Origin of the sequence: Halorubrum cibi (assembly GCF_900182635.1) — an archaeon.
GTDB lineage: Archaea > Halobacteriota > Halobacteria > Halobacteriales > Haloferacaceae > Halorubrum > Halorubrum cibi.
In genome coordinates this window covers 1-19,745 of record NZ_FXTD01000015.1, presented here as the reverse complement: position 1 = coordinate 19,745, position 19,745 = coordinate 1, and the positions used below count along the sequence as shown (strand labels likewise).

The window sequence follows — 19,745 nt, the reverse complement described above, 5'->3', positions numbered from 1 at the left end:
GCTTACTCACCTAGGTACCTCCGGGCCCGCGCGAGGAGTTCGTCTGGGCTGAACGGTTTCGTTATGTAGTCGCTCGCGCCCGATTCGAACCCCGACAGCACGTCCTCCTCGCGTCCGCGCGAGGTGACCATAATCACCGGCGTTTCCGGGCTGATTGACAATTCGCCGTTGCGGATTTGCCGCAACAGGCGTTTCCCGTCGAGTCGCGGCATCATGACGTCGAGAACGATCAGGTCCGGGTCGTCGTCGGTGGCACAGAGCCCCTCCACCGCGGCCTGCCCGTCGGCGTACTCCTCGATATCGTACCCCTCGCGACCTAACCGGTGCCTGACGAGGGCTCGCATATTCTCGTCGTCGTCGATAGTCACGATCCGCTTCGTCATACGCGTTGTCAGCGCTGAATAATTATAAAAGCCGACCATTCTCACGGGGTACTGTTCAGATAAGCTGATTCCATGCGAAAGCGAACGATCTCAGCCACTCGTCAGCAGTTTCTGCTTCGGCGTTGCTGAAACAGTTTGAGAAGCTGGTAGTTCTGCGATTTACCTCACGAAAAACACGTTCGACGCTGTTCCGATTTCCATGTCGTTCGTATCTGAAATCGAGGCCATGTTTTTCACATGCTCGGTGAAGAGGAACCGCACCATCAACGAGAAAGATCGCGTTATCTACATCGTGTTTTTCGCGGAGTTCAGCAAAAAACTGATCTGCGATCACGTTCGTTCTCGTCGGTTCAAGCTTTGTATGTAGCAAATCGTTTGAATTAGGATCAACGGCGGCGTACAGCCAATATTGTTCGTCGTCAAGCTGAATCACGGTCTCATCAACCGCAACGTGATTCGGACTTCGACCAGATTCCGGCTGTAAATCGGCCTTGTGAACCCAGTTATGAACGGTGGTGCGAACTCGATCAACACCGAATACCTCAAGAAATGAAACAGTATTCGAAAGCGATAACCCAGACAAATGAAGCTGAATACTGAGCTTCATTAACAGCGGCGGTGTTGCCTCTCGCTCCACAAACTCTACGTTGATCTCGTCTAAACAGCCGCTGAGGCGGTCGTTTTCGGGCATAGATCACTTTGAAAACGCACCGCCTCACCTTTCAATCCTTATCTGAACACCGCCCGAGTGAAAGAGAAAAGACAGGCTGCCTCGGCAAGCGAAGCTGTTGACATTTCTGAACAGGGGAGCGCGGAAGCGACTAAACCAAAAGACCACGAATAAAACGTCAGCTTGGCGTTATAATCTGTGGCCGCTCGCTGCCGAACCGCCCGATATCAGGCATTCACGAACGATTTCAACTGTTCGTGTCGAACTCGAATCGAGCACCTCCTTCGGCGCTCCCGGTGATGCTCACCGACCAGTCATGCGCCTCGACGATCTCCGAAACGATCGACAGACCGAACCCGGTCCCATCGTCGGCGGACGAGTACCCGCTCTGGAACACCTTCTCGCGTTCGCCCTCGGGGATACCCGGGCCGTCGTCCTCGACGAAGAACCCCCCACCGTCTTCGAGCGCCCCGACACGAACGTTCGCGTCATGGCGCCCGTGCTCGATCGCGTTCCGGAACAGGTTCTCGGTGAGTTGTTTGAGCCGGGCTGGATCCCCTTCGACAATGCAGTCGTCCTCGACAAGTAGCGTCGACTCGGCTGTTTCGACGTTCTGCCACGACGACTGTGCGAGCTGTCGAAGGGAGAGCGAGGCCAGCTCGTCGATGGTGTCCCCACTCTTCGCGAGTGTGAGCAGCGTCTCGATGAGCTCGTTCATCCGATTCAGGGCCTCGTGGCCGTGCTCGAAGTGCTCGGCATCACCAGTCTCTTCCGCGAGTGAGAACGAAGCGGAGGCGACGTTGAGAGGGTTGCGCAGGTCGTGGCCGACGATGGATGTGAACTCGTCCAGGCGGTCGTTCTCACGTTCCAGTTGCTCCTGTCGGTGGACCTTCTCTGTGATGTCCCGAACGACTCCTGCCGCACCCTGGAATTCATCCTCGTAGGATAGGAGGCTGATGTGAATCTCGTAGACGTGTTCCCGGTCCTCGTTTGGGGGGATGACTCGGGTTGTGAATTTGGCCTGCTCTTTCGGGGACTCAGATGAGAGCAGCTCCGGGAGAAGGTCCAGATACGCGTCTACGACGTCCCGGTCGATGATGTCTTCCTGGACGAGCTTCAGAAACGGGACACCGCTTAATTCCTCCTGCTCGAATCCGACGATAGACGCCCATGCCTCGTTGACACGCGTCATCGTCCCGTTCTCGTCGAGCAGGAACACGCCGTCGGGAACCGCCTCCATCGCGTCTTTGTACTCTTCGAGTTCGTGTTTACGTTCCTTTCGATCAGTCACGTCGAGGAACGCGTTTACCGTCCCGGTGAACTCACCCTCGTCGAGTTCCTGCAGCCCGACGTATCCCTCGTAGATGCACGTCCCATCCACATGGGGTGGGTCGACCTGAAAGTCGATGACCTTCCGGTCGTCGTCGTTGTCCGACGAGAGCAGGTGTCGGACCGCATCGAAGTATTTGTCTGCGACGTCTTGGGAAACCAGCCCTTCTTCGATAATCTCGACGAACGGGACACCCATGACCTCGTCCTCGTCTTTATCGATGGCGGTCCAGAATGCCTCGTTGACCCACTCGACGTGTGCCTCACTGTCGAGGACTGCGACTCCCAGTGGCAGCGTCTCCAGTAAGGTCTCGTAGCGAGATATCTTCCGCTTCTGTCGTTTCTCTCTGCTGATTTCACGGGAGTTGATGACGATTCCTTCGATGGCGGGGTCATCGAGCGCGTTCGTCCCGGTCGACTCGGTCCATCGCCACGACCCATCTTTCCTCTTAAATCGATATTCGACGACGGGCGACGCGTCGGGCTCTTCGATGAGTTGCTGGAACGCCGCCATCACGTCCTCGTGATCGTCGGGGTGGACGTGGTCGAACGCGTTGTCGCCCTCGAGGTCCTCGGGTTCGTACGAGGTGATGTTCTCGATGCTCTGGCTGAGGAACTGAATCGTCCCATCCTGTTCGAGAATCGCGATCGCGTCTTTTGACTGTTCGACCAGCGACTCGAAGCGACGCTCTGTCGCCTTCCGGTCGGTGATGTCGCGTGTGTTCACGACGTAGCCCCCGACGGTGTCTCGCCACGTCGACTCGCTCGTGGACTCTACCCAGTGCCACTCACCGTCGGCAGTCTTCACCCGATACTCGATATGTGTCCCTCCTGTACCGTCTGTTCGGGCACTCCCCCCGAACTGTGCTGCGACGTCTTGGCGGTCATCGGGATGCACGTACTTAGAAAACGGCTCGTCGACAAGCTCGTCAGCTCGGTATCCCAGTAGCCGCTCTACCGCCGGACTGGCGTACTGTATGATTCCCTCGCTGTCCAGGACGGTGATGATGTCGTGGGACGCCTGTAAGAGCGTTTCGAGCCGTTGTTCGTGCTCTTCGAGTTGCTTCGAGGTTCGGAACTGGTCGACCGCATTCTCGATCCGGTTCGCTAGCAACGTGATCTTCTTCGGGTTCAGTTCTTTCGTCAAGTAATCGGTCGCCCCCCGGGATATCGCGTCGCTTGCCACGGATTCGCTTCCCTTTGCCGTGAACAGGATGAATGGGATCTCATAGCCTCGGTCTCGGACCGCATCGAGAAGTTCCAACCCGTCTCTTCCCGGCATCTCGAGATCACTGACGATACAATCGACTTCTGCGTTGGCCAATTGGGACAGGGCTTCGTCAGCATCGGCTGCCTTCGTGACGACGAACCGGTCCTCCTGCCGGTGTAATAACTCCGACGTGAGCTTTCGCACCCCGGGGTCGTCCTCCACGTGCAGCAGGTGAATCGACGACGCCATTTTGGACTGAATAAACAACTAAGTATCGGCATTTCGCTTAACTGTTACTGCTGATCCATTTTTCCAAATGAAGAGACTGCTCCGGTTTCACGGTGCGGAGTATACCCCCGTGCTCTAGCGGCGTGATTGTTGGTGAGGTAGAGAAGCGTTTTGAAGACGGCTTTGAGCGCCTCTTCGGCTGGTTTCCTCTACACGCGACGCCGAAGTTGGAATGCTCTGAGAGACGGACTCCACTCGTCTTTGGAGATACTTCGACGAGGCGAGGGCTAGGGTCGCGCGAGCGATTCTCTGTATGCAGCACGACAGTCCTAACAGACTTTTTTTTAGAATACCGCCCATCGTTACAGAGCAAACCCTCTGAGTCAATCGAACCAGCCGCTCCCTACCCTCTCAGTGGTCAATACTCGATTCGGACTGTGTATTCGGCAGGACTGCCGCAGCCTATCACCGACTGAGTGCTTCTACAAGGCTACCGGGGTGAACCCTCTCTGCAGCGTCTAAGAGGTGTTCTTGAAGGAGCCATAACGATTGTCCGGTGGTGCTCATAACTGTTGAACCGCGGAGAACGTGCTCTACTGAAAATGAGGTATAGTGTCGGGACAGCGCAAGCTTGAGTTCCAAAGCCAAGTCTTTCACCAAGAGTCAGCCATCACCTCGCCCTTCTCCATTGTTCTACAAGTCTCTCAGCCAGAGCAAAGCAGTCACTCAGTATGAATCTCGAAGCGAACGCCGTCCAATTCATCCGCACCTGTGATGTCGATACGCCAACCAAGCGCTAACACGATCTGCCGTACAGACGCCATACCCATCCCTGTCCCGTCACCACTCTCCTTCGTCGAGAATCCTTGCTCGAAGACCTGCTCGCGGTTCTCCTCGGGGATTCCCGGCCCGTTGTCTTCGATATAGAAACCGTCGTCCAGTTCACCTATTTGCACCGTGACCGGTGTCTCGCCGTGCTCAATCGTGTTGCCAAGCACGTTATCGAACATCCGTTGTACGGCATCCCTGTCACCCTTCACTGTAATTGAATCCTTGACTCGGATAGTGTGACCCTCGTCACATCGATCCAGCGCCTCCCACACGCTCTCGGCAAGACGCCCGATGTTGATCTGGTTGTGCTCGCCGACAATCGTCCCCGATTTTAATACTCCGGCAACATCATCTATCAGTTCCTCAAGCCGCTCCAGTGACGGCATCGCGGCCTCGACGTGTTTCGTCTCATCATCCTCGATAGCCAGTTCCAGCCGCCCACGAACGGTCTCCAGCGGATTCTGCATATCATGGGACAACACGGTTCCGAGCGACCGGTATTCCTCAATTAACCCACGACGAGAAGTCACGTCCTCTTGGAAGCCGACGAAATGCTCCAATTCACCGTCCTCATCGTACAGCGGCGCAATCGTCACGCGATTCCAGAACAACTCGCCATCCTTCCGATAATTCCGGAGCTCGACGGAGATTGGTTCCTCGGCCTCGATTGCCCGACGCATCTCCGCAACGCGCTCTTCTCGCGTCTCATCGCCCTGCAGGAAGCGGCAATTCCGCCCCACCATCTCGTCCCGATCGTACCCGGTCGTCTCAAGGAACTCGTCGTTGGTATAGATGAGCGGATTTTCGTCCTGCGCCGGATCGGTGATCGTGATTCCGATTGGTGCCTCGTCCATCGCTCGCTCTTTCAATGATAACTCCTCGCGTACCGTCTCTGCCGCGTCCTTCTCCGAGATGGTGCAAATCATCGTCTCCTCCGAAGTGAACGAGAGCAGATGGTCGACTGTGATCGGGTCACTGTCTTTCGTCAGACAAATGCTTTCACCCCTCCACACCCCGCTTTGCCTTGCAGTTGGAATGATTTCGTCGTACGCGGTGTGAATATCTTCCTCTGGGAATAGAATCTCGAAGTGTTCTCCGATGAGTTCCTCACGCTCATAGCCCATGATATCGGCGTATGCATGGTTGACATAGATGAACTCGCCGTTGTCGGTGAGGAGACTGATGCCGTCGTGCGCCGTCTCGATGGCTTGCATACTGCGCTCAACCTGCACTTCGGCGTGGCGTCTCGCAACGGCCTGCTCGATGCGGTTGGCGAGCACCGTGTACTGATCCGTCCCCCCACGTTTCTGCAAGTATTCGGTGACGCCCGCGGTGATTGCCTCACTGGCGATCTCTTCGCTCCCTTTCCCAGTAAAGAGAATGAACGGCAGATTCGGACATTCTTCTCTGACCTGCTTCAAGACATCAAGACCGGTCAGTCCCGGCATATCGTAATCGCTCACCACGCACTGGATATCCTCTTCGACTGCGGCCTCTAACCCTTCCCGAGGATCGGTCTTCGTGATAATTTCGAACTCCTCGCGTTCACGCTGGAGGAACGTAGAGACGAGGTCAGCGAAGTCTGGTTCATCCTCGATGTGGAGTATTTTGATGCCGTCACCAAAATCAGAGAGCAGTCCCTGCTTGTTGAGACCGTCTTCATAATCTATGCTGGGCCGAGTGGCCATACCAATCATGATATGAATGTCTTCCCTTAAAAACGAGGTTTAGTATAGCAGTAGTGTCATAATTTCTTAGCGATTTTCTTGATGTTGTGGAGGAAGAACATTAGGACGATTTCACGGAATTGTCGGTACCAGAGCCGTGAACACAAGGCGGAGGATAGCGTCCGCTTCGTTGTCGAGTAGGCAGTCTCTGCCATCCATCGCTGCGTGTAGCCGTACATCCGATTGAGCGCGTTGTGTGCTACAGCCGTCGAGTTCGAGCCACGATGATAGGTTCTATAGTAGAGATCGTACGCAGACAGTTCGTATTCGGTGTACCAGTCTTGGAAACCGTTGTCAGCAACGACGGCCTGCAGGTCGTCCGCATTCCGGCGGATGATCCGCGGGCCCGCCTTCGTATCGTGTTCACGCTGGATACAGCAATGTACGTCCAGCACCGCTAGCGACTCTGTATCGGTCAACGTCGTTGCTTTGATGGTTGTGACCGTTCGGTTGCGTCGCTGGAGATCGTGTTGTGAGGCCTGTTTGCGTTCGAAAAACGTGCTGTCCAGTGCGACGTGTCCAGATTGGTGGAGTTGCTGCGCCGACACGCGCAACAGCGCCCGCCAGATGTACATTGCGTAACGATTCAGTGAGTGATAGAACGTGGTTGGGTCGGGCAACGCCTCGGGATGTATGCCGAGGCGGTCGCACACCTCCGGCATGAGTCCGAGCCGATCGACGAGTTCCGTGAAGGTGTGACCTACCTCTTTGCGAATACAGTGTGCGACGATGTGAGCCTCGCGGGGAAGCCCGCCTGACTCGGGCTTTCCCGCGTGTTTTCCTAAGGCTTGCTTTGCTACGTGTACCGCCGGAAAGAAGACTCCGAGTACGACGACCACCGACAGTACTCGGTGTTCATGACGAATTGCGGGAGCGGTCACCTCACAGAGTACGGGTTTCGGTGGGAGGTCGAGAGCGGCTACAGGTCGATAAAGCGGTTCATGGCGGCGACGACGTCGAAGAATTTCGGGCTCCGATTCTTCTACTTCGCATTCGCCTGCCTGTTGTACTCGATCTGGCGGGCTGTCGATCTGCTCGTGCAGGTTGAGTTGACTGGTGAGTACGAACATTCACCGATCGTAACAGCCGACAACACGCTGACGCTGCTGAAGAAGGAGACTGGAATCGGATAGAGAGACACTCAGTCTAGGTTAGCGCGCCGTCTGAGTGGCTACACTGTTGGAAGTCGCGAAAATTCGCCCATACAATTGGAAGTGTGATAGGAATGACCGCTTGGGGAGTGATTTGAGGTGGTCTGCGTTGACAGAACTGGCCAAATTCACGCATCACAGCCCCGTTAAACCAGGTATAGTCTAACTTCAGGGGCCCGATGGTAGTTGAGACTGGTGTTCTCAATGCATATGCGTTGCCACGTCATTGCAACTGCAGAATATCTATTCCAATGGACTGGAAGTTGTTCCGTATAGAACGATCAGCGATTTTTACTATAGACACCCCGAACCGGCTTCTCATCAAATGCTTCCTGATCAGTCACCCTGTGCATCGACTTGATGTACCGACCGGTACGCTGATTTAGAGTCCATCGCGGGGGCGATTACTACTTCCGGAGAGTACCCAATACGCTGAACAGTCAAAATACCCGTGTACTTTTGCTACTCCTTTTGCAAGTTCAGCTAATGACAGGGCAGGGACCCTCGGAGACTGAAGATCGAAAAGACGACCATCTTCGGATCGTACAGGAGCGAGATGTCGAAACAACAGGCACAGGTTTCGAAGACATTCAGCTCGTCCATGACGCGCTCCCGGAACTCGATTACGACGCTATCGACCCGTCCATCGAATTTCTGGGACATAAGCTATCCGCTCCAATCTTCATCGAGAGTATGACCGGGGGGCACGAAAACACCATAGAAATAAATCGGGCATTGGCTCGTGCTGCCAGCGAGACTGGCATCGCGATGGGGCTCGGAAGCCAGAGAGCTGGCCTCGAACTCGACGACGAACGCGTCCTCGAATCGTACACCGTCGTCCGCGATGCCGCGCCTGATGCGTTCATCTACGGCAATCTTGGCGCAGCACAACTCCGGGAGTACGACATCGAAACGGTCGAACGTGCGGTCGAGATGATCGAAGCCGATACACTCGCGGTCCACTTAAACTTTCTCCAGGAAGCTGCCCAACCAGAAGGGGACGTCGATGGACGAGATTGTTTAGCTGCGATCGAACACGTCTGTGAGTGCCTTTCGGTACCGATCATCGTCAAAGAAACGGGTAACGGAATCTCCGGGGAGACTGCCCAAAAGCTAACTGCGGCAGGGGTTGACGCGATTGATGTCGCTGGAAAAGGCGGTACGACGTGGTCTGGGATCGAAGCCTACCGTGCAGCGGCCGCGAATGCACCACGACAGCAACGGATCGGCACCCTGTTTCGAGAGTGGGGGATCCCGACCGCTGCGAGCACAATCGAGTGTGTTGCCGAACACGAGTGCGTAATCGCGAGTGGTGGTGTCCGGACAGGATTAGACGTGGCAAAAGCGATTGCATTAGGTGCCCTCGCCGGCGGGCTGGCGAAACCGTTCCTGAAACCGGCTACAGAGGGGCCTGAAGCCGTTATCGAACGAGTCGAGGATCTGATCGCTGAACTGCAGACAGCTATGTTCATCACTGGTTCGGGGACGATCGAAGACCTCCAACAGACCGAATACGTGTTGCAGGGAAAAACACGCGAATACGTTGACCAACGTCCTCTCTGAAGGGAGAAGCCATATCCTTCGACGGTCGATTATCATTGGATGATTGTTCAGTATACAATGAGCGAGAGATAGAGTTGGCCGACTCCAGCAACGATCATCACAACGCCGGCGAGCCGCTTGAGCCACCCGGAATGGGCCATTACGCGATTTGCGTTACTGATGATACCGACTCCAGTTGCGACGGTTGTTGCAGCCATTAGTACAGCAACGATGCCGGCGTAGACTCCTAATACGAGCATCGCTGCTTCGGTCGGGAGGGTGATGGCCCGGGCTACGACTGCGAGGAAGACTGGGGCGACGCATCCGGCACCAGCCAGTGCGTATCCCGCGCCAAAAAGACCGAAGCCGAGAATGCTTGATCGGCGCTTTGGAAGTGATAATGACAGTGACGGAGCGCGGTCGAATGCGACAAGTAATCCGAAGACGATGAGCAATCCACCGACTAGCGTCTCGAAAATGGTGATATCTGACAGTGCCTCGTGGCCGACCCACGCCGTTGCCCCGCCTAGCAACGCAAACGTCGCAAGTACGCCCAACGCGGCTGCCACACCTCGAATCCCGGCGCCTGTGACAGAGGCGCTTTCGGTGTTAGTAGAGTTCACGTAGAAGCCAACGTAGCCCGGTAGCAGAGGGTAGGCACACGGTGAAAAGAACGTTGCTACACCCGCTGTGAGCGCGAACGAGACATTTGTTAGAAGCGTCTCGCTGATCATGCGTTGAGAGTGGTTTTGATGCCCGAGACGATCTCGTCAGCGGTATGAATACCCTTTTCAGATCCATGAAAAACCGTACCCACGCGCTATTAGGTCCCGCGCAACGCCTGCCACTTCGCTGCGACGAACCCCGCCAGAATGAACACAAACCCGGCGACGGTCGCTGACGTCACTTCCTGTCCAAGCACGAGCCAGCCCGCCAGCGCCGCAAACACGGGGATCACGTACTCGATGAAGCTCATTTCGATGGGGCCAAGATCGTCAAGGAGTGTGAAGTACAGCAGGAAGCCGCCGATGCCGGCGACCGCGGAGAGGTACGCGATAGCACCGAGCGCGGACGGGGTCCACGCGGCGGTTGCGAACGACTGGCCGGGGAGAACGAGCACAGCTGCGTGGAGGACGACCGCGCCGACGGCCATCATCCACGCCTGTGTTGAGAGGAACGGCATCGACGGCGATCGGCTGTGGGTGACGACCGCGGCGACGGCGAACGCGAGCGCGGATGCGAGCACGAGCGCGACACCGAGGACGCTATCCGAAAGGTTTGCGGGGTTGGGATCAGCGATGACGACGACGCCGACGAACCCGAGCGCGACGCCGAGCGCGGTGGCGGAGGTGAACTCCTCGTCGGTGGAGACGAGCCGCGTAAGCGCCGGGGTCACCACGGGGATGAGACCTAGCAGAACCGCGGCGACGCCGCCAGTGACGTACCGCTGGCCGGCGAAAAGGAACGCGTGGTGGGCGCCGATGATGAGGACACCACCGACGAGCACGTAGACGTAGTCATCTCGAGTCTTGGGGCGAACATCCGCACCGGAGACGAGAACGGCGGCGAACAGCAGCGCGGCAGCGACGTCGAAGCGCACGGCCGCGAACGGCACCGCTGGGAGATCGGCTAAGCCGACGTCCGTCGCCATGAACGCCGTCCCCCAGACCGCACACAGCAACAAGAAGCGGCCAGCCGTCCGGTAACGACTCATTCACGAGGAGGTCGCCGCCAACGGCGAAATATGCGTCGAACCACCCCGGCTATCCGAGTCGGATGCGTTAGACGACGGCGTCCACCGCGCGGTGTGGTACAGCTATAAGTACATTGGGGAGTTGAGACTACAGCGGGTATAGTGGGTCTGTAATGCGTGATTTCGACTGAATCGAAGCGGAGAATCTGCTTCAGATAGCTTTCTGAACGGGCGTTCTTGTTTTTTGGACAACTATTCCAACGGGTTTTCGAGACTCCGGATAGTGTCGCCACTCACCGATGCGCTATCACTAAGAGATTCCCGTTACTATCCGATTCCAGTCTCCTTCTTCACCAGCGTCAGTGTATTATCGGCTGTTACAATGGGCGAGTGCTCGTATTCACCGGTCAACTGCACCTGTACCAGCAGATCGACCGCTCGCCAAATCGAGTACAGGAGACACGCGAACGCGAAGTAGAAGAATCGGAGACCAAAATTCTTGGAAGTCGTAGCAGCCATGAACCGCTTAATCGATTTGTAGCCACTCTCAATCTCCCACCGATACCCGTACTCCGTGAGATACCCGGTTCCCCTATTCGTCATGAACACCGAGTACTGCCGATGATCGGTGTGTTCGGAGTTCTCTTTGCGTCGGTAGATTAGCGTAGTCGAGTGCCACTCGTTATCGCTGAGATGCAGCTTCCGGTCGGTCTCGTACCGGTCCTTGTCGCGCTGGAGTAATCGTTTGGCTTGGGCCTTCTCGCTGGTCTGCATTCGTTTCGGGACGACATAGGAGAGTCCGCGTTGGCTCAGCATCTCCAGAATGTGTTGGCTATCGAATTCCCGGTCCATCAGCACATTATCGACGTGAACGAGATTCTCTGCCGAGTCTAAGAGGTCCTCGATGATCTCCTTACGCGTATCGCCTTTCCGAACTGGGCGCGCATCTAAGACGATTGGGACGGCATTCCCGACCAGTTGGACTGTCGCCCACTGGTAGGCGTATTCATCGGTTTTCTCCTTCGTCCCGATAATCTCGTCTTCGTGGCCGGATCGATCGCCGGTGAACGGGTCGGACTCGGTAATATCGATGGCGACGATGCCGGCCCGGAAGAACTGTTCTGTCTCTGCAACCCGGTCCAGCAGTCGGCTCACCGCCTGTCGGTACATCTCGCGTATCTGCTTGATCGAAAGATCCCGGAGATGCTCGCGATGGGCATGGCCGAGCGGCGTCCGCTCCCGATTGGACTCGTGAATGAAGCTCCGAGCGCCTTCATTGACGGCAAGGTTCTCTCGAAGTCCGAGATAGGTCTGGAGATCCCAGTAGGCGTTCTCGTGGATCTCACAGCCCTCACCACGGTCCAGTGTGAACGCTGGGAAGGCAACATCGCTGACGCGATTAGTGACTGTCTCGGCCTGCTCTAATACGGTCTGTTCATCGGGGTTCGGTTCCGTACACTCATCACGGTGTCTACGGTTCTGTCGGTCTGGCTCATACGGGACTGTGACGCCTGCATTCTGGGCTTTGATGAGGATCGTTTGCGCTGCCGTCTCGACGGTGTCTTGGAGGCCAGCCGTAAACCGATGGTGCCAGCTGCGCCACAGGGTAGATTGGTTCGGCACCGACTCCAGACCGAATTGATTACAGAGATCGGGATGCTGGGTGAGGTATTCGACGAGGGCCGTCTCGTGGTCCCAGCCATGGCATTCTTTCAGCAGGAACAAGCGAAATAGTGTCTCCATCTCGTAGCTCGTCGATCCTACATACCGGTCGTGGGGATCGAACTGGACGCATGCAAGCGGTAATGTGTGGACGAATGGTTCAACGCCCTCGTGTTCGTCTTGTTGGAACCACGTTTTTGCGACCACGCGGACATCTGACTCTAGTGCGGGAAGCGACGAACGATCGAACAGCGGGCTAGACCCATACGTTGGCCAATCGACATAGGAACAATGAGCAATTTGGCGAAAGACTGTTCGACGCGACTCGGGGGTCATAGCCATGTGGGTACTGATAGCAAAACGTCCAAGACCAGTTGATCAAGATCGGATCGAAGTTGGATTCATCAGCGGAAGTGTTGTGGTTAGCTGGAGTAAGAGACACTCCCAAATTGTGTTTCTCGCCAGTATTTCCAGAGGTAAGATAGATCACTAGGATACAACAGTTTTACAATTTCCCGCTTGCTCCCATCGTTAATATCTGAAAGGGTATCTCGAGAAAGCTTGTTCAGATCTTGCATGAGTCGGTCGTACCGTTCGTTTGGTGCAAGGTATAGCAACCTCGTCATCATCAATCGACGGTCTTGTCTGGGGGCAACTTGCTCGTTCCATAGGTCGTCGTAGACTCCCATCTCCTCAGCAGAGATGTTTTTCGTCCTCGTCAGACAGCGGTCGGCTGTCATTGCAGCTGCGCGAGCTGATTTCATACACTTGTAGATTCCCTCTCCCCAGACAGGATCAACCGATGGGACAGTATCACCGATCGCCATAAACGAATCAGTACTCATCGATCCGGGGGGCTGTACATGTGCTGATCCCCGAACTGGACTCTCTGCGATTTGTCTGGCGTTCTCGAACCGTGGGTCAGTATCAAGCCAATGTTCAAGATACCCGTCGACGGTGCGATCGTGAATGGCGTTTTCTTGATAGCGTTCATTCTGGATATAACAGATGCCGACTTTTGCTGTGTCGTCACCCGTATGGAAGATCCACGAATAACCTCCAGGGGCGTACTCGTGGTCCAACCGCAACATCATCGCGTCAGTGAGATCAGCAAACTCGGGATGATTGAGATCGACGCCTTCGAATAAGTATTCGATACCAATCGCGTGGTTCTCCCGCTCAAGATTGGCTATCCCCAGATCTTTAGCCAGTGGCGCAGCCGGACCCGTAGCATCAATAACGATTTCGCCAAAGACCTCTTGGTCACGATTATAACGGACACCTACGAGATCGCCATCTTCGACGATCGGGTCACGAACACGAGCATCAAACCGATACTCAGCACCCTTGTGACGACCATCCTCGACAAGGAACTTCTTGAACGCCTTGAAGTCCAAGACAAAGCCCGGCTGGTCCTGGATAAAGTGTTCATTTGGAGATTCAAGAACTACTGATTCAGTCGCGTGCATAACGACGTCGTCCGGAATGCCGAAGGAGGTCATCATTGACGCAAACGTTCCGCCGGTAGATTTGTTACTTTGAGCTGGGAACTCATCTTCTGCTTCGGTTTCTAAGACGACAACATCGTACCCACGGTCAGCTAGATCTCGTGCACACTGCGCCCCCGCTGGACCTGCCCCAGCGATGATTACATCATACCTGTTTGACATCGTTGGAGAACAACTACTCAAGAGCGGACGAACAAGATGTTGGAACATAGTGCCACTTTTCGGTTGTTTCTACACAGGCCCGGTGCCCACCATCTTAGTGGGCAGACATCTGTGACACCACGTTGACGCAGTAGACGCCCCCGATAATGAGGCCAATTCCGAGAAGGCCTGCCAGATCAACTGGTTCATCAAAAACAACGGCCCCGATACCTGCCACACCGACAATACCCAATGCTGCCCATGTCCCATAGACGACACCCATCGGTAATTCCTCTAACGTCAGGGATAGTAGATAGAACGCCGCCCCATATCCGAGGACAACCCCAATACTGGGAACCGGTTGTGAAAATCCCTCCGAGAGTTTGAGGGCAGTTGTCCCGAATAATTCGGAGAGTATTGCACCAGCAAGCAGTACGTACGGATGCATATCGTTAGGTCTCGAATCCGCCGATATACGACTACTGAAACAAAACAGCACTTACAATTTGTTTGAAGGCACAATGACAAAGCATGACGGAATTGAGCGAGCTTGGACTCTCAAGTTACGAGGAGAAGGCCTATCGAACCCTTCTCGTAACAGGAGCAGTGACGGCAGCTGAACTCTCTGATACTAGTGGGGTTCCAAAAGGCCGTATCTACGACGTACTAAACGGCCTTGAAGCTCGCAAGCTGATCTGGAGACAGTCAAGCGATCCAAATCGATACGTTGCCGTACAGCCAGAAACCGTCGTCGACAGGCTTCTGGCTGAACGAGCGTATGAACTGAAACAAGAGTGGGATCGTTACCGCGAGAAAGCAGAAACAGTTCGTTCGAACCTTTTGCCGACACCACCAACAGAGAGTAGTTTCTGGCTTGGATCGCTGGGGAGTGACGAAATGAGTACAGCACACCAGCAGCATATGCGAACCGCGGAGAACGTTGTCAAAGCAACCGTCGGGCCTCCCTACGAGGATGCGACGTGGGAGACACTCCAATCTGAAGTTGAAGGCTTTTTCGAGGGTGCTAATACGGATTTGTCTGTTGATCTCCTCTTCAGTGAAAAAGCAGTTACCGTACTCCCCGACCGATTCCCACATCTAATTGAAAACCAGCCCGCAGACATAACTGTCAGAACGATTCCTGAGATTTCGCTTTCGTTTGATATCGTGGACAATGTGGAGACGACGATCGATGTGCTACATCCAGTATCTGATGAAGACAGGGTCGGTGTGGTCGGGATCAAAGATTCGCAAGTCGTCTCCGAGTTCGAGCAGTACTTTCAACAACTGTGGACCAATGCTGTTCCCCTCCTTGAGTGAGACAGTGATGATGGGAGGAAGACGTGATGTGATGTAATTGACTCAAACCGATATGGCCTCTGTGCATTGGGAAGGCAAGTCTCAACTCCTGGTACATTCGTCTGACTGCGGAACGGCAGCGACTGCTGAGAGGGAGTTAAGCAGAACCGTACTCTCGAATCACCGTCGAAAGTGTCTCGGTCCCAAACGCGATCGCCTCAGCGGGAACTCGCTCGTTCGCCGCGTGGACGAGAGCTTCAAACTCAAACGTCGGGGGGAGCTTCAGTGGAGTGTACCCGTAGGGCTGGATATCCAGTTGCTCGAAGAATCGCCCATCAGTGGCGCCAGTAAGCAGGAATGGGACTGGAACAGCCTTGGGGTGGTTTTCGGTCAGGGATTCACTTAATAGATCGAACAGCCCCATGTCGACGCGGTTGCCTTCACCGCCATCGAACCGTGCGACTTCAAACTCCACACCCTCAAGATCACCAATAACCTCCCAGAGCTCTTCGAGGAACTCCTCGGGCGTCACGCCTGGAAGCAGCCGCGCATCGAGTCGCAAGTCGACTTCTGCTGGATGGACGTTCACCTTCCCGCCGCCGTTGACGACCGTCGGACTCACCGTGTTGTGAAGCATCGGGTCCAACCGCTCGGCGACGGGACCGAGTTCGTCCAGAATTTCGTCAGTACGTTCGGGATCCAGTAATCCTCGCAACTGCTCGGCCCGCTCAGATTCGGCTTCGGCGGCGAGTGCTTCGATGAATTCTCGGGCAGGCGGCGTGATGCGGGCGGGCAGACGATGTTCGGTCAGACGGGTGAGTAGTTTCCCAAGCGTGTTCATTGCGCCATCGCGTTGTGGCCGGGAGGCATGACCGCCGCGACCGGTTACTGTCGCCTCAAGCCAGCAGACCCGCTTTTCGGCCACCTGAATGGGGTAGAACTCAGTCTCGTCGATGCGCAGTGGGAAGCCACCGAACTCGCCGATGGCGTACTCCACATCCGCAAAGCGCTCGGGGTGTTTTTCGACCATATATTTCGCGCCGACATCACCGCCCACCTCCTCATCCGAAAGCACCAGTAACAGCACGTCGCCCGCGGGTTCGACCTCCTCCTCAGCGGCCCGAAGCATCGCCGCGACCATCATCGCAACACCTCCCTTCATGTCTAGCGCGCCGCGACCCCAGACGAACCCATCCTTCTGTGTCCCCGAAAACGGCTCCTCATCCCACTCTTGTCCTTCTGTAGGGACGACGTCGACGTGACCCTGCATCAGCAGGGGTGACGCATCGCCACCCGGCAAGCGGGCGAGAAGATTCGGTCGTTCGGACTCAGCGGCCAGCGTCTCAGTCGCTATCCCCGCCTCAGTCAAAAGGCCGTCAATGTACTCGACACAGGCACGCTCTTCGCCCGGCGGGTTCACCGTTTCAAATTGGATGAGCTCCGACAGCAGGTCACCTGGTCGCTCGTGAATTGGTGTGGTCATAGTCAGGAATATACATCGGGGAATATAGCCCCATGGGTTGATCTGATCGACGTTGTTTGACTGGAAAAGCGGTTCCGTTGCGTTTCTTACTGCGGATAAACTTACTTAGTGAACACTCACTAGGCATGGAAGTAGCACACATCACCGCAGATGTAGTCTTTAGAGTTCAGAATATTATTGCTCAGACTATTATAGTTCTACCACTAACTTCGGAACACGTATGTATCTCCCATCACGACTGGGAGTATGGACCAGTTCGTCAATCGTATCGATGAACTCGATCGGTTGCAGACCCTCTATGAGAGTGACGCTGCAGAACTCGCAATTATCTATGGGCGCCGCCAGATCGGCAAGAGCGAGCTCGTCCGCCAATCGATTGCCGACCGTGACGATGCCGTGTACTATCAGGCAGTCCAAGGGACAGCGACGACACAGCTCAGACGGTTCGTCGAGGCAGCAGCGACGACCGATCCAGACATCACGGCCGTCAAAGAGGAATGGGAACCACTCCTGACACACCTCACCGACAGAGACGCCATCATCGTCATTGACGAATTCCCGTATCTCATTGAATCGAACGAGGGGCTTCCCTCGATCATTCAACACCTGTGGGATACAGCTGTCGACGAGAGTCAGGCGACGCTCGTACTCACAGGCTCTGCAATCGGCATGATCCATACCCACGTCCTCGATGGCGGTGCGCCACTCTACGGACGGGTGTCCCAGACACCGAATGGCCGCCTCGAACTCACCCAGCTGCCGTTTCGCTCCATCCAAGAGTTCGTGCCGACGTACGATCCCGAAGAACGGGTGTTCGTCTATGGCGTCTTCGGCGGCACACCCCGATATCTCAGCCCGCTCGATCCATCACAGAGCCTCGGAGAGAACATCACGCGGCTGCTGTGCGACCCGGATGGCCCACTCCACGACGAGCCCGAAACCGTCCTCCAGATGGAGCTCAACGAGGTGAACACGTATTTTTCCGTGCTGGAATCGATGGCCAGCGGGAACCGCAGTCGAAACGAGATCGCCCAGGGAGCCGGCATCGAGAGCACCAACACGTCGTACTACTTCGACCGGCTGGAAACCCTCCAGATCATCGAGAAACATCATCCGGCACTCGCCGATCCGGCGCGCAGCAAGCGGACGCGATACCAGATTCGAGATCCCGTGTTCCGGTTTTACTTCCGCTATCTCTACGGCCGCGGGGGACAGTACGAACTCTACGGCGAGAACGCCTACGCGGATCTCATCGAACCGGAATTGCCCGACTTCGTCAGCGAAACGTTCGAATCGCTCTGTCACCAGGCGGTGCCGGCGCTCTATGCAGACTACCAGCTCACACAGGTGCCAAGCCAGTGGTGGTACAAGGGCCAGGAAGTAGATGTCGTCGCACCAACTGACGAGTCAACGCTGATCGCTGGCGAAGCGAAATTTACCAGCACTCCCCTCGGCTATGACGTGCTCGCGGACCTCGAAGACGACGTGGAGCAAATCGATTGGACACCCACCGGAGGTGGTGAGCAGACGTACGAATTCGCCTTGTTCAGCCGTTCTGGGTTCAAACGCTCGGTTGAGGAAGCTGCAGACGAGCGTGATGATCTCCGGCTATTCGGTCTCTCCGATATCGTTGCCATTCTCGAGAGTGGAACCACCCATTAACGCTGGAGGGTAACAGCTGGGGATGGTTATTCGACCCCGAGAGGAGGCATCCGATAACCCAGATGTCGCGAAGGATCAACAAACACTCACCGGTAAACAGGCCGGAAGACGTTGTCTTTTCAAGAATCAGGCTCTGTTGAAATCCTTAACCGGTGATATGTTCTCAGTGCTCTGCTGAATACAGAGCGCAAGTCGGTCACTCGACTCCGCTGGTCTCGATGTTAGATTCATAGCGTTCTCAGTCTCAACAAAAGCAACTGTATATACTTCTTTAGTTCAAAATGAGGCCGAGTGTCTTACTAAATATCACATAGATGACCAGAGTTACCACAACTCGACTTAGAATACCGAGTCCAAAGAAATCGCCCACAAGAAAACCAAGGACGACGGTGAAAACCACCGCAAGATAGGTGGCCCACCCCGGAAGTGTCTCGGCTATAGCGTCGCGCATATTCAACTGTCTACTGTATGTCTGTGATACGACCTATATCCTCCGGAACAGACAGCGGTGCGAGATCGAAGCAGTAAATGCGCACTACCTGAGGGCTTTTTCGTCACTAGTCGAGTGAAACAAACATCAATGGCTTGCTGAACTCACCCTCTGTATCTCGCACGCTGAACTTATCAGTTCTTAAGGATTTCAATAGAGTCGGGGAAGGACATATCCCAACCTCAGAATTCCTCTGCCTGAAAGCAGAGAGAAATGTCAATTCAACCAAGACTCGGCCGCTACTGGGCGAGCAAGCCACCGTCAACAATTATCGGCTGTCCCATTACGTAGGAAGCGTTCTCGGAACACAGCCAGACGACAGTATCAGCAATCTCCCGGGGGTCACCAAGACGTCCTGCAGGGATACCCGCAGTGATGCGGTCCATCTCTTCAGTATTGTCTTCACCTGCCTGTTGGACCATCGGCGTATCGATGACGCCGGGACAGACGGCGTTGAAGCGGATCCCGTCATCGGCGTAGTCAACCGTCGCCCGTCGGGTTAGTCCGATAACGCCGTGTTTACTGGCGGCGTAGTGTGCGCTCCCGTTTGCACTCACCCCGGCGACCGAGGAAGTGTTAACGATGGCTCCGCCACCACGTTCGATCATCTCTGGTATCTCGGCTTTCAGACACCGCCAGACTGCTCTGTTGAAGAGCGATCTTATCAGCGGATATCACCGGTTTAGAAGGGTGAAGCCGAGGAAATCGAACCTGCCATGGAAATCGATATCCTCGA

General features: G+C 55.4%; 15 protein-coding genes and 1 pseudogene. 4 read left to right on the top strand and 12 right to left on the bottom strand.

What is annotated here, in order from left to right:
• Positions 1-2 precede the first annotated feature (2 nt).
• The 5 genes from FN829_RS15220 to FN829_RS15200 all read right to left on the bottom strand — a co-directional run bounded on the left by FN829_RS15220 (position 3) and on the right by FN829_RS15200 (position 7,217).
• Positions 3-383 carry a response regulator transcription factor gene (locus FN829_RS15220; protein WP_142987793.1) on the bottom strand — a complete coding sequence of 127 codons (381 nt, stop codon included), beginning with the start codon at positions 381-383 and terminating at the stop codon, positions 3-5.
• Positions 384-438: 55 nt separating this feature from the next.
• Positions 439-1,074, bottom strand: coding sequence for an IS6 family transposase (locus FN829_RS15215; RefSeq protein WP_142987792.1), 636 nt, complete (start codon positions 1,072-1,074; stop codon positions 439-441).
• A gap of 226 nt (positions 1,075-1,300) precedes the next feature.
• Positions 1,301-3,814 carry a hybrid sensor histidine kinase/response regulator gene (locus FN829_RS15210; protein ID WP_185955787.1) on the bottom strand — a complete coding sequence of 838 codons (2,514 nt, stop codon included), beginning with the start codon at positions 3,812-3,814 and terminating at the stop codon, positions 1,301-1,303.
• A 728-nt stretch (positions 3,815-4,542) separates the two neighbouring features.
• Entirely contained in the window at positions 4,543-6,339 is a 1,797-nt protein-coding gene (locus tag FN829_RS15205; RefSeq protein ID WP_142987790.1) for a PAS domain-containing protein, read from the bottom strand.
• A gap of 56 nt (positions 6,340-6,395) precedes the next feature.
• A complete protein-coding gene (locus tag FN829_RS15200) occupies positions 6,396-7,217 on the bottom strand; it encodes a transposase (protein ID WP_142987789.1) in 822 nt (273 codons plus the stop codon).
• On the opposite strand from FN829_RS15200, the pseudogene FN829_RS15195 reads away from it, so the two are divergent.
• Both FN829_RS15195 and fni read left to right on the top strand, forming a co-directional pair.
• Positions 7,179-7,511 (top strand): annotated as a pseudogene (locus tag FN829_RS15195) (transposase); the annotation flags it as partial. The gene FN829_RS15200 and the pseudogene FN829_RS15195 overlap by 39 nt on opposite strands.
• 504 nt (positions 7,512-8,015) lie before the next feature.
• The gene (gene fni / locus FN829_RS15190; protein ID WP_142987788.1) at positions 8,016-9,092 is read left to right on the top strand and encodes a type 2 isopentenyl-diphosphate Delta-isomerase; all 1,077 of its coding nucleotides are present in this window, start codon (positions 8,016-8,018) and stop codon (positions 9,090-9,092) included.
• A gap of 47 nt (positions 9,093-9,139) precedes the next feature.
• Here the strand turns inward: fni and FN829_RS15185 are convergent, their stop codons facing one another.
• From FN829_RS15185 to FN829_RS15165, 5 genes are all read right to left on the bottom strand, one after another.
• A complete protein-coding gene (locus FN829_RS15185; protein ID WP_142987787.1) occupies positions 9,140-9,805 on the bottom strand; it encodes a cytochrome c biogenesis CcdA family protein in 666 nt (221 codons plus the stop codon).
• Between the two features lie 89 nt (positions 9,806-9,894).
• Complete coding sequence (locus FN829_RS15180) at positions 9,895-10,785, bottom strand: DMT family transporter (RefSeq protein WP_142987786.1); 891 nt, start codon at positions 10,783-10,785, stop codon at positions 9,895-9,897.
• Positions 10,786-11,091: 306 nt separating this feature from the next.
• Positions 11,092-12,768: a transposase gene (locus tag FN829_RS15175; protein ID WP_142987785.1), complete on the bottom strand. Its 1,677-nt coding sequence runs from the start codon at positions 12,766-12,768 to the stop codon at positions 11,092-11,094.
• 80 nt (positions 12,769-12,848) lie between these two features.
• The gene (locus tag FN829_RS15170; RefSeq protein WP_142987784.1) at positions 12,849-14,096 is read right to left on the bottom strand and encodes a digeranylgeranylglycerophospholipid reductase; all 1,248 of its coding nucleotides are present in this window, start codon (positions 14,094-14,096) and stop codon (positions 12,849-12,851) included.
• A gap of 94 nt (positions 14,097-14,190) precedes the next feature.
• Positions 14,191-14,523, bottom strand: coding sequence for a DMT family transporter (locus tag FN829_RS15165; RefSeq protein WP_135306162.1), 333 nt, complete (start codon positions 14,521-14,523; stop codon positions 14,191-14,193).
• A gap of 83 nt (positions 14,524-14,606) precedes the next feature.
• On the opposite strand from FN829_RS15165, the gene FN829_RS15160 reads away from it, so the two are divergent.
• A complete protein-coding gene (locus FN829_RS15160; protein WP_142987783.1) occupies positions 14,607-15,395 on the top strand; it encodes a TrmB family transcriptional regulator in 789 nt (262 codons plus the stop codon).
• Positions 15,396-15,531: 136 nt separating this feature from the next.
• Here FN829_RS15160 and FN829_RS15155 read toward each other — a convergent pair whose 3' ends face one another.
• Entirely contained in the window at positions 15,532-16,857 is a 1,326-nt protein-coding gene (locus FN829_RS15155) for a M20/M25/M40 family metallo-hydrolase (RefSeq protein ID WP_142987782.1), read from the bottom strand.
• A 246-nt stretch (positions 16,858-17,103) separates the two neighbouring features.
• Here FN829_RS15155 and FN829_RS15150 point away from each other — a divergent pair, with 246 nt between their 5' ends.
• Complete coding sequence (locus FN829_RS15150; protein WP_142987781.1) at positions 17,104-18,519, top strand: ATP-binding protein; 1,416 nt, start codon at positions 17,104-17,106, stop codon at positions 18,517-18,519.
• A 729-nt stretch (positions 18,520-19,248) separates the two neighbouring features.
• Here the strand turns inward: FN829_RS15150 and FN829_RS15145 are convergent.
• Positions 19,249-19,674 carry an SDR family oxidoreductase gene (locus FN829_RS15145; protein ID WP_281286066.1) on the bottom strand — a complete coding sequence of 142 codons (426 nt, stop codon included), beginning with the start codon at positions 19,672-19,674 and terminating at the stop codon, positions 19,249-19,251.
• Positions 19,675-19,745: the final 71 nt, after the last annotated feature.

What these genes read in the sequence shown, in the direction of transcription:
- FN829_RS15155 (WP_142987782.1), bottom strand. Translation starts at nt 16,857, where the DNA reads ATGACCACACCAATTCACGAGCGACCAGGTGACCTGCTGTCGGAGCTC.
- FN829_RS15180 (WP_142987786.1), bottom strand. Translation starts at nt 10,785, where the DNA reads ATGAGTCGTTACCGGACGGCTGGCCGCTTCTTGTTGCTGTGTGCGGTC.
- FN829_RS15165 (WP_135306162.1), bottom strand. Translation starts at nt 14,523, where the DNA reads ATGCATCCGTACGTACTGCTTGCTGGTGCAATACTCTCCGAATTATTC.
- FN829_RS15215 (WP_142987792.1), bottom strand. Translation starts at nt 1,074, where the DNA reads ATGCCCGAAAACGACCGCCTCAGCGGCTGTTTAGACGAGATCAACGTA.
- FN829_RS15160 (WP_142987783.1), top strand. Translation starts at nt 14,607, where the DNA reads ATGACGGAATTGAGCGAGCTTGGACTCTCAAGTTACGAGGAGAAGGCC.
- FN829_RS15220 (WP_142987793.1), bottom strand. Translation starts at nt 383, where the DNA reads ATGACGAAGCGGATCGTGACTATCGACGACGACGAGAATATGCGAGCC.
- FN829_RS15170 (WP_142987784.1), bottom strand. Translation starts at nt 14,096, where the DNA reads ATGTCAAACAGGTATGATGTAATCATCGCTGGGGCAGGTCCAGCGGGG.
- fni (WP_142987788.1), top strand. Translation starts at nt 8,016, where the DNA reads ATGACAGGGCAGGGACCCTCGGAGACTGAAGATCGAAAAGACGACCAT.
- FN829_RS15205 (WP_142987790.1), bottom strand. Translation starts at nt 6,339, where the DNA reads ATGGCCACTCGGCCCAGCATAGATTATGAAGACGGTCTCAACAAGCAG.
- FN829_RS15150 (WP_142987781.1), top strand. Translation starts at nt 17,104, where the DNA reads ATGGACCAGTTCGTCAATCGTATCGATGAACTCGATCGGTTGCAGACC.
- FN829_RS15175 (WP_142987785.1), bottom strand. Translation starts at nt 12,768, where the DNA reads ATGGCTATGACCCCCGAGTCGCGTCGAACAGTCTTTCGCCAAATTGCT.
- FN829_RS15185 (WP_142987787.1), bottom strand. Translation starts at nt 9,805, where the DNA reads ATGATCAGCGAGACGCTTCTAACAAATGTCTCGTTCGCGCTCACAGCG.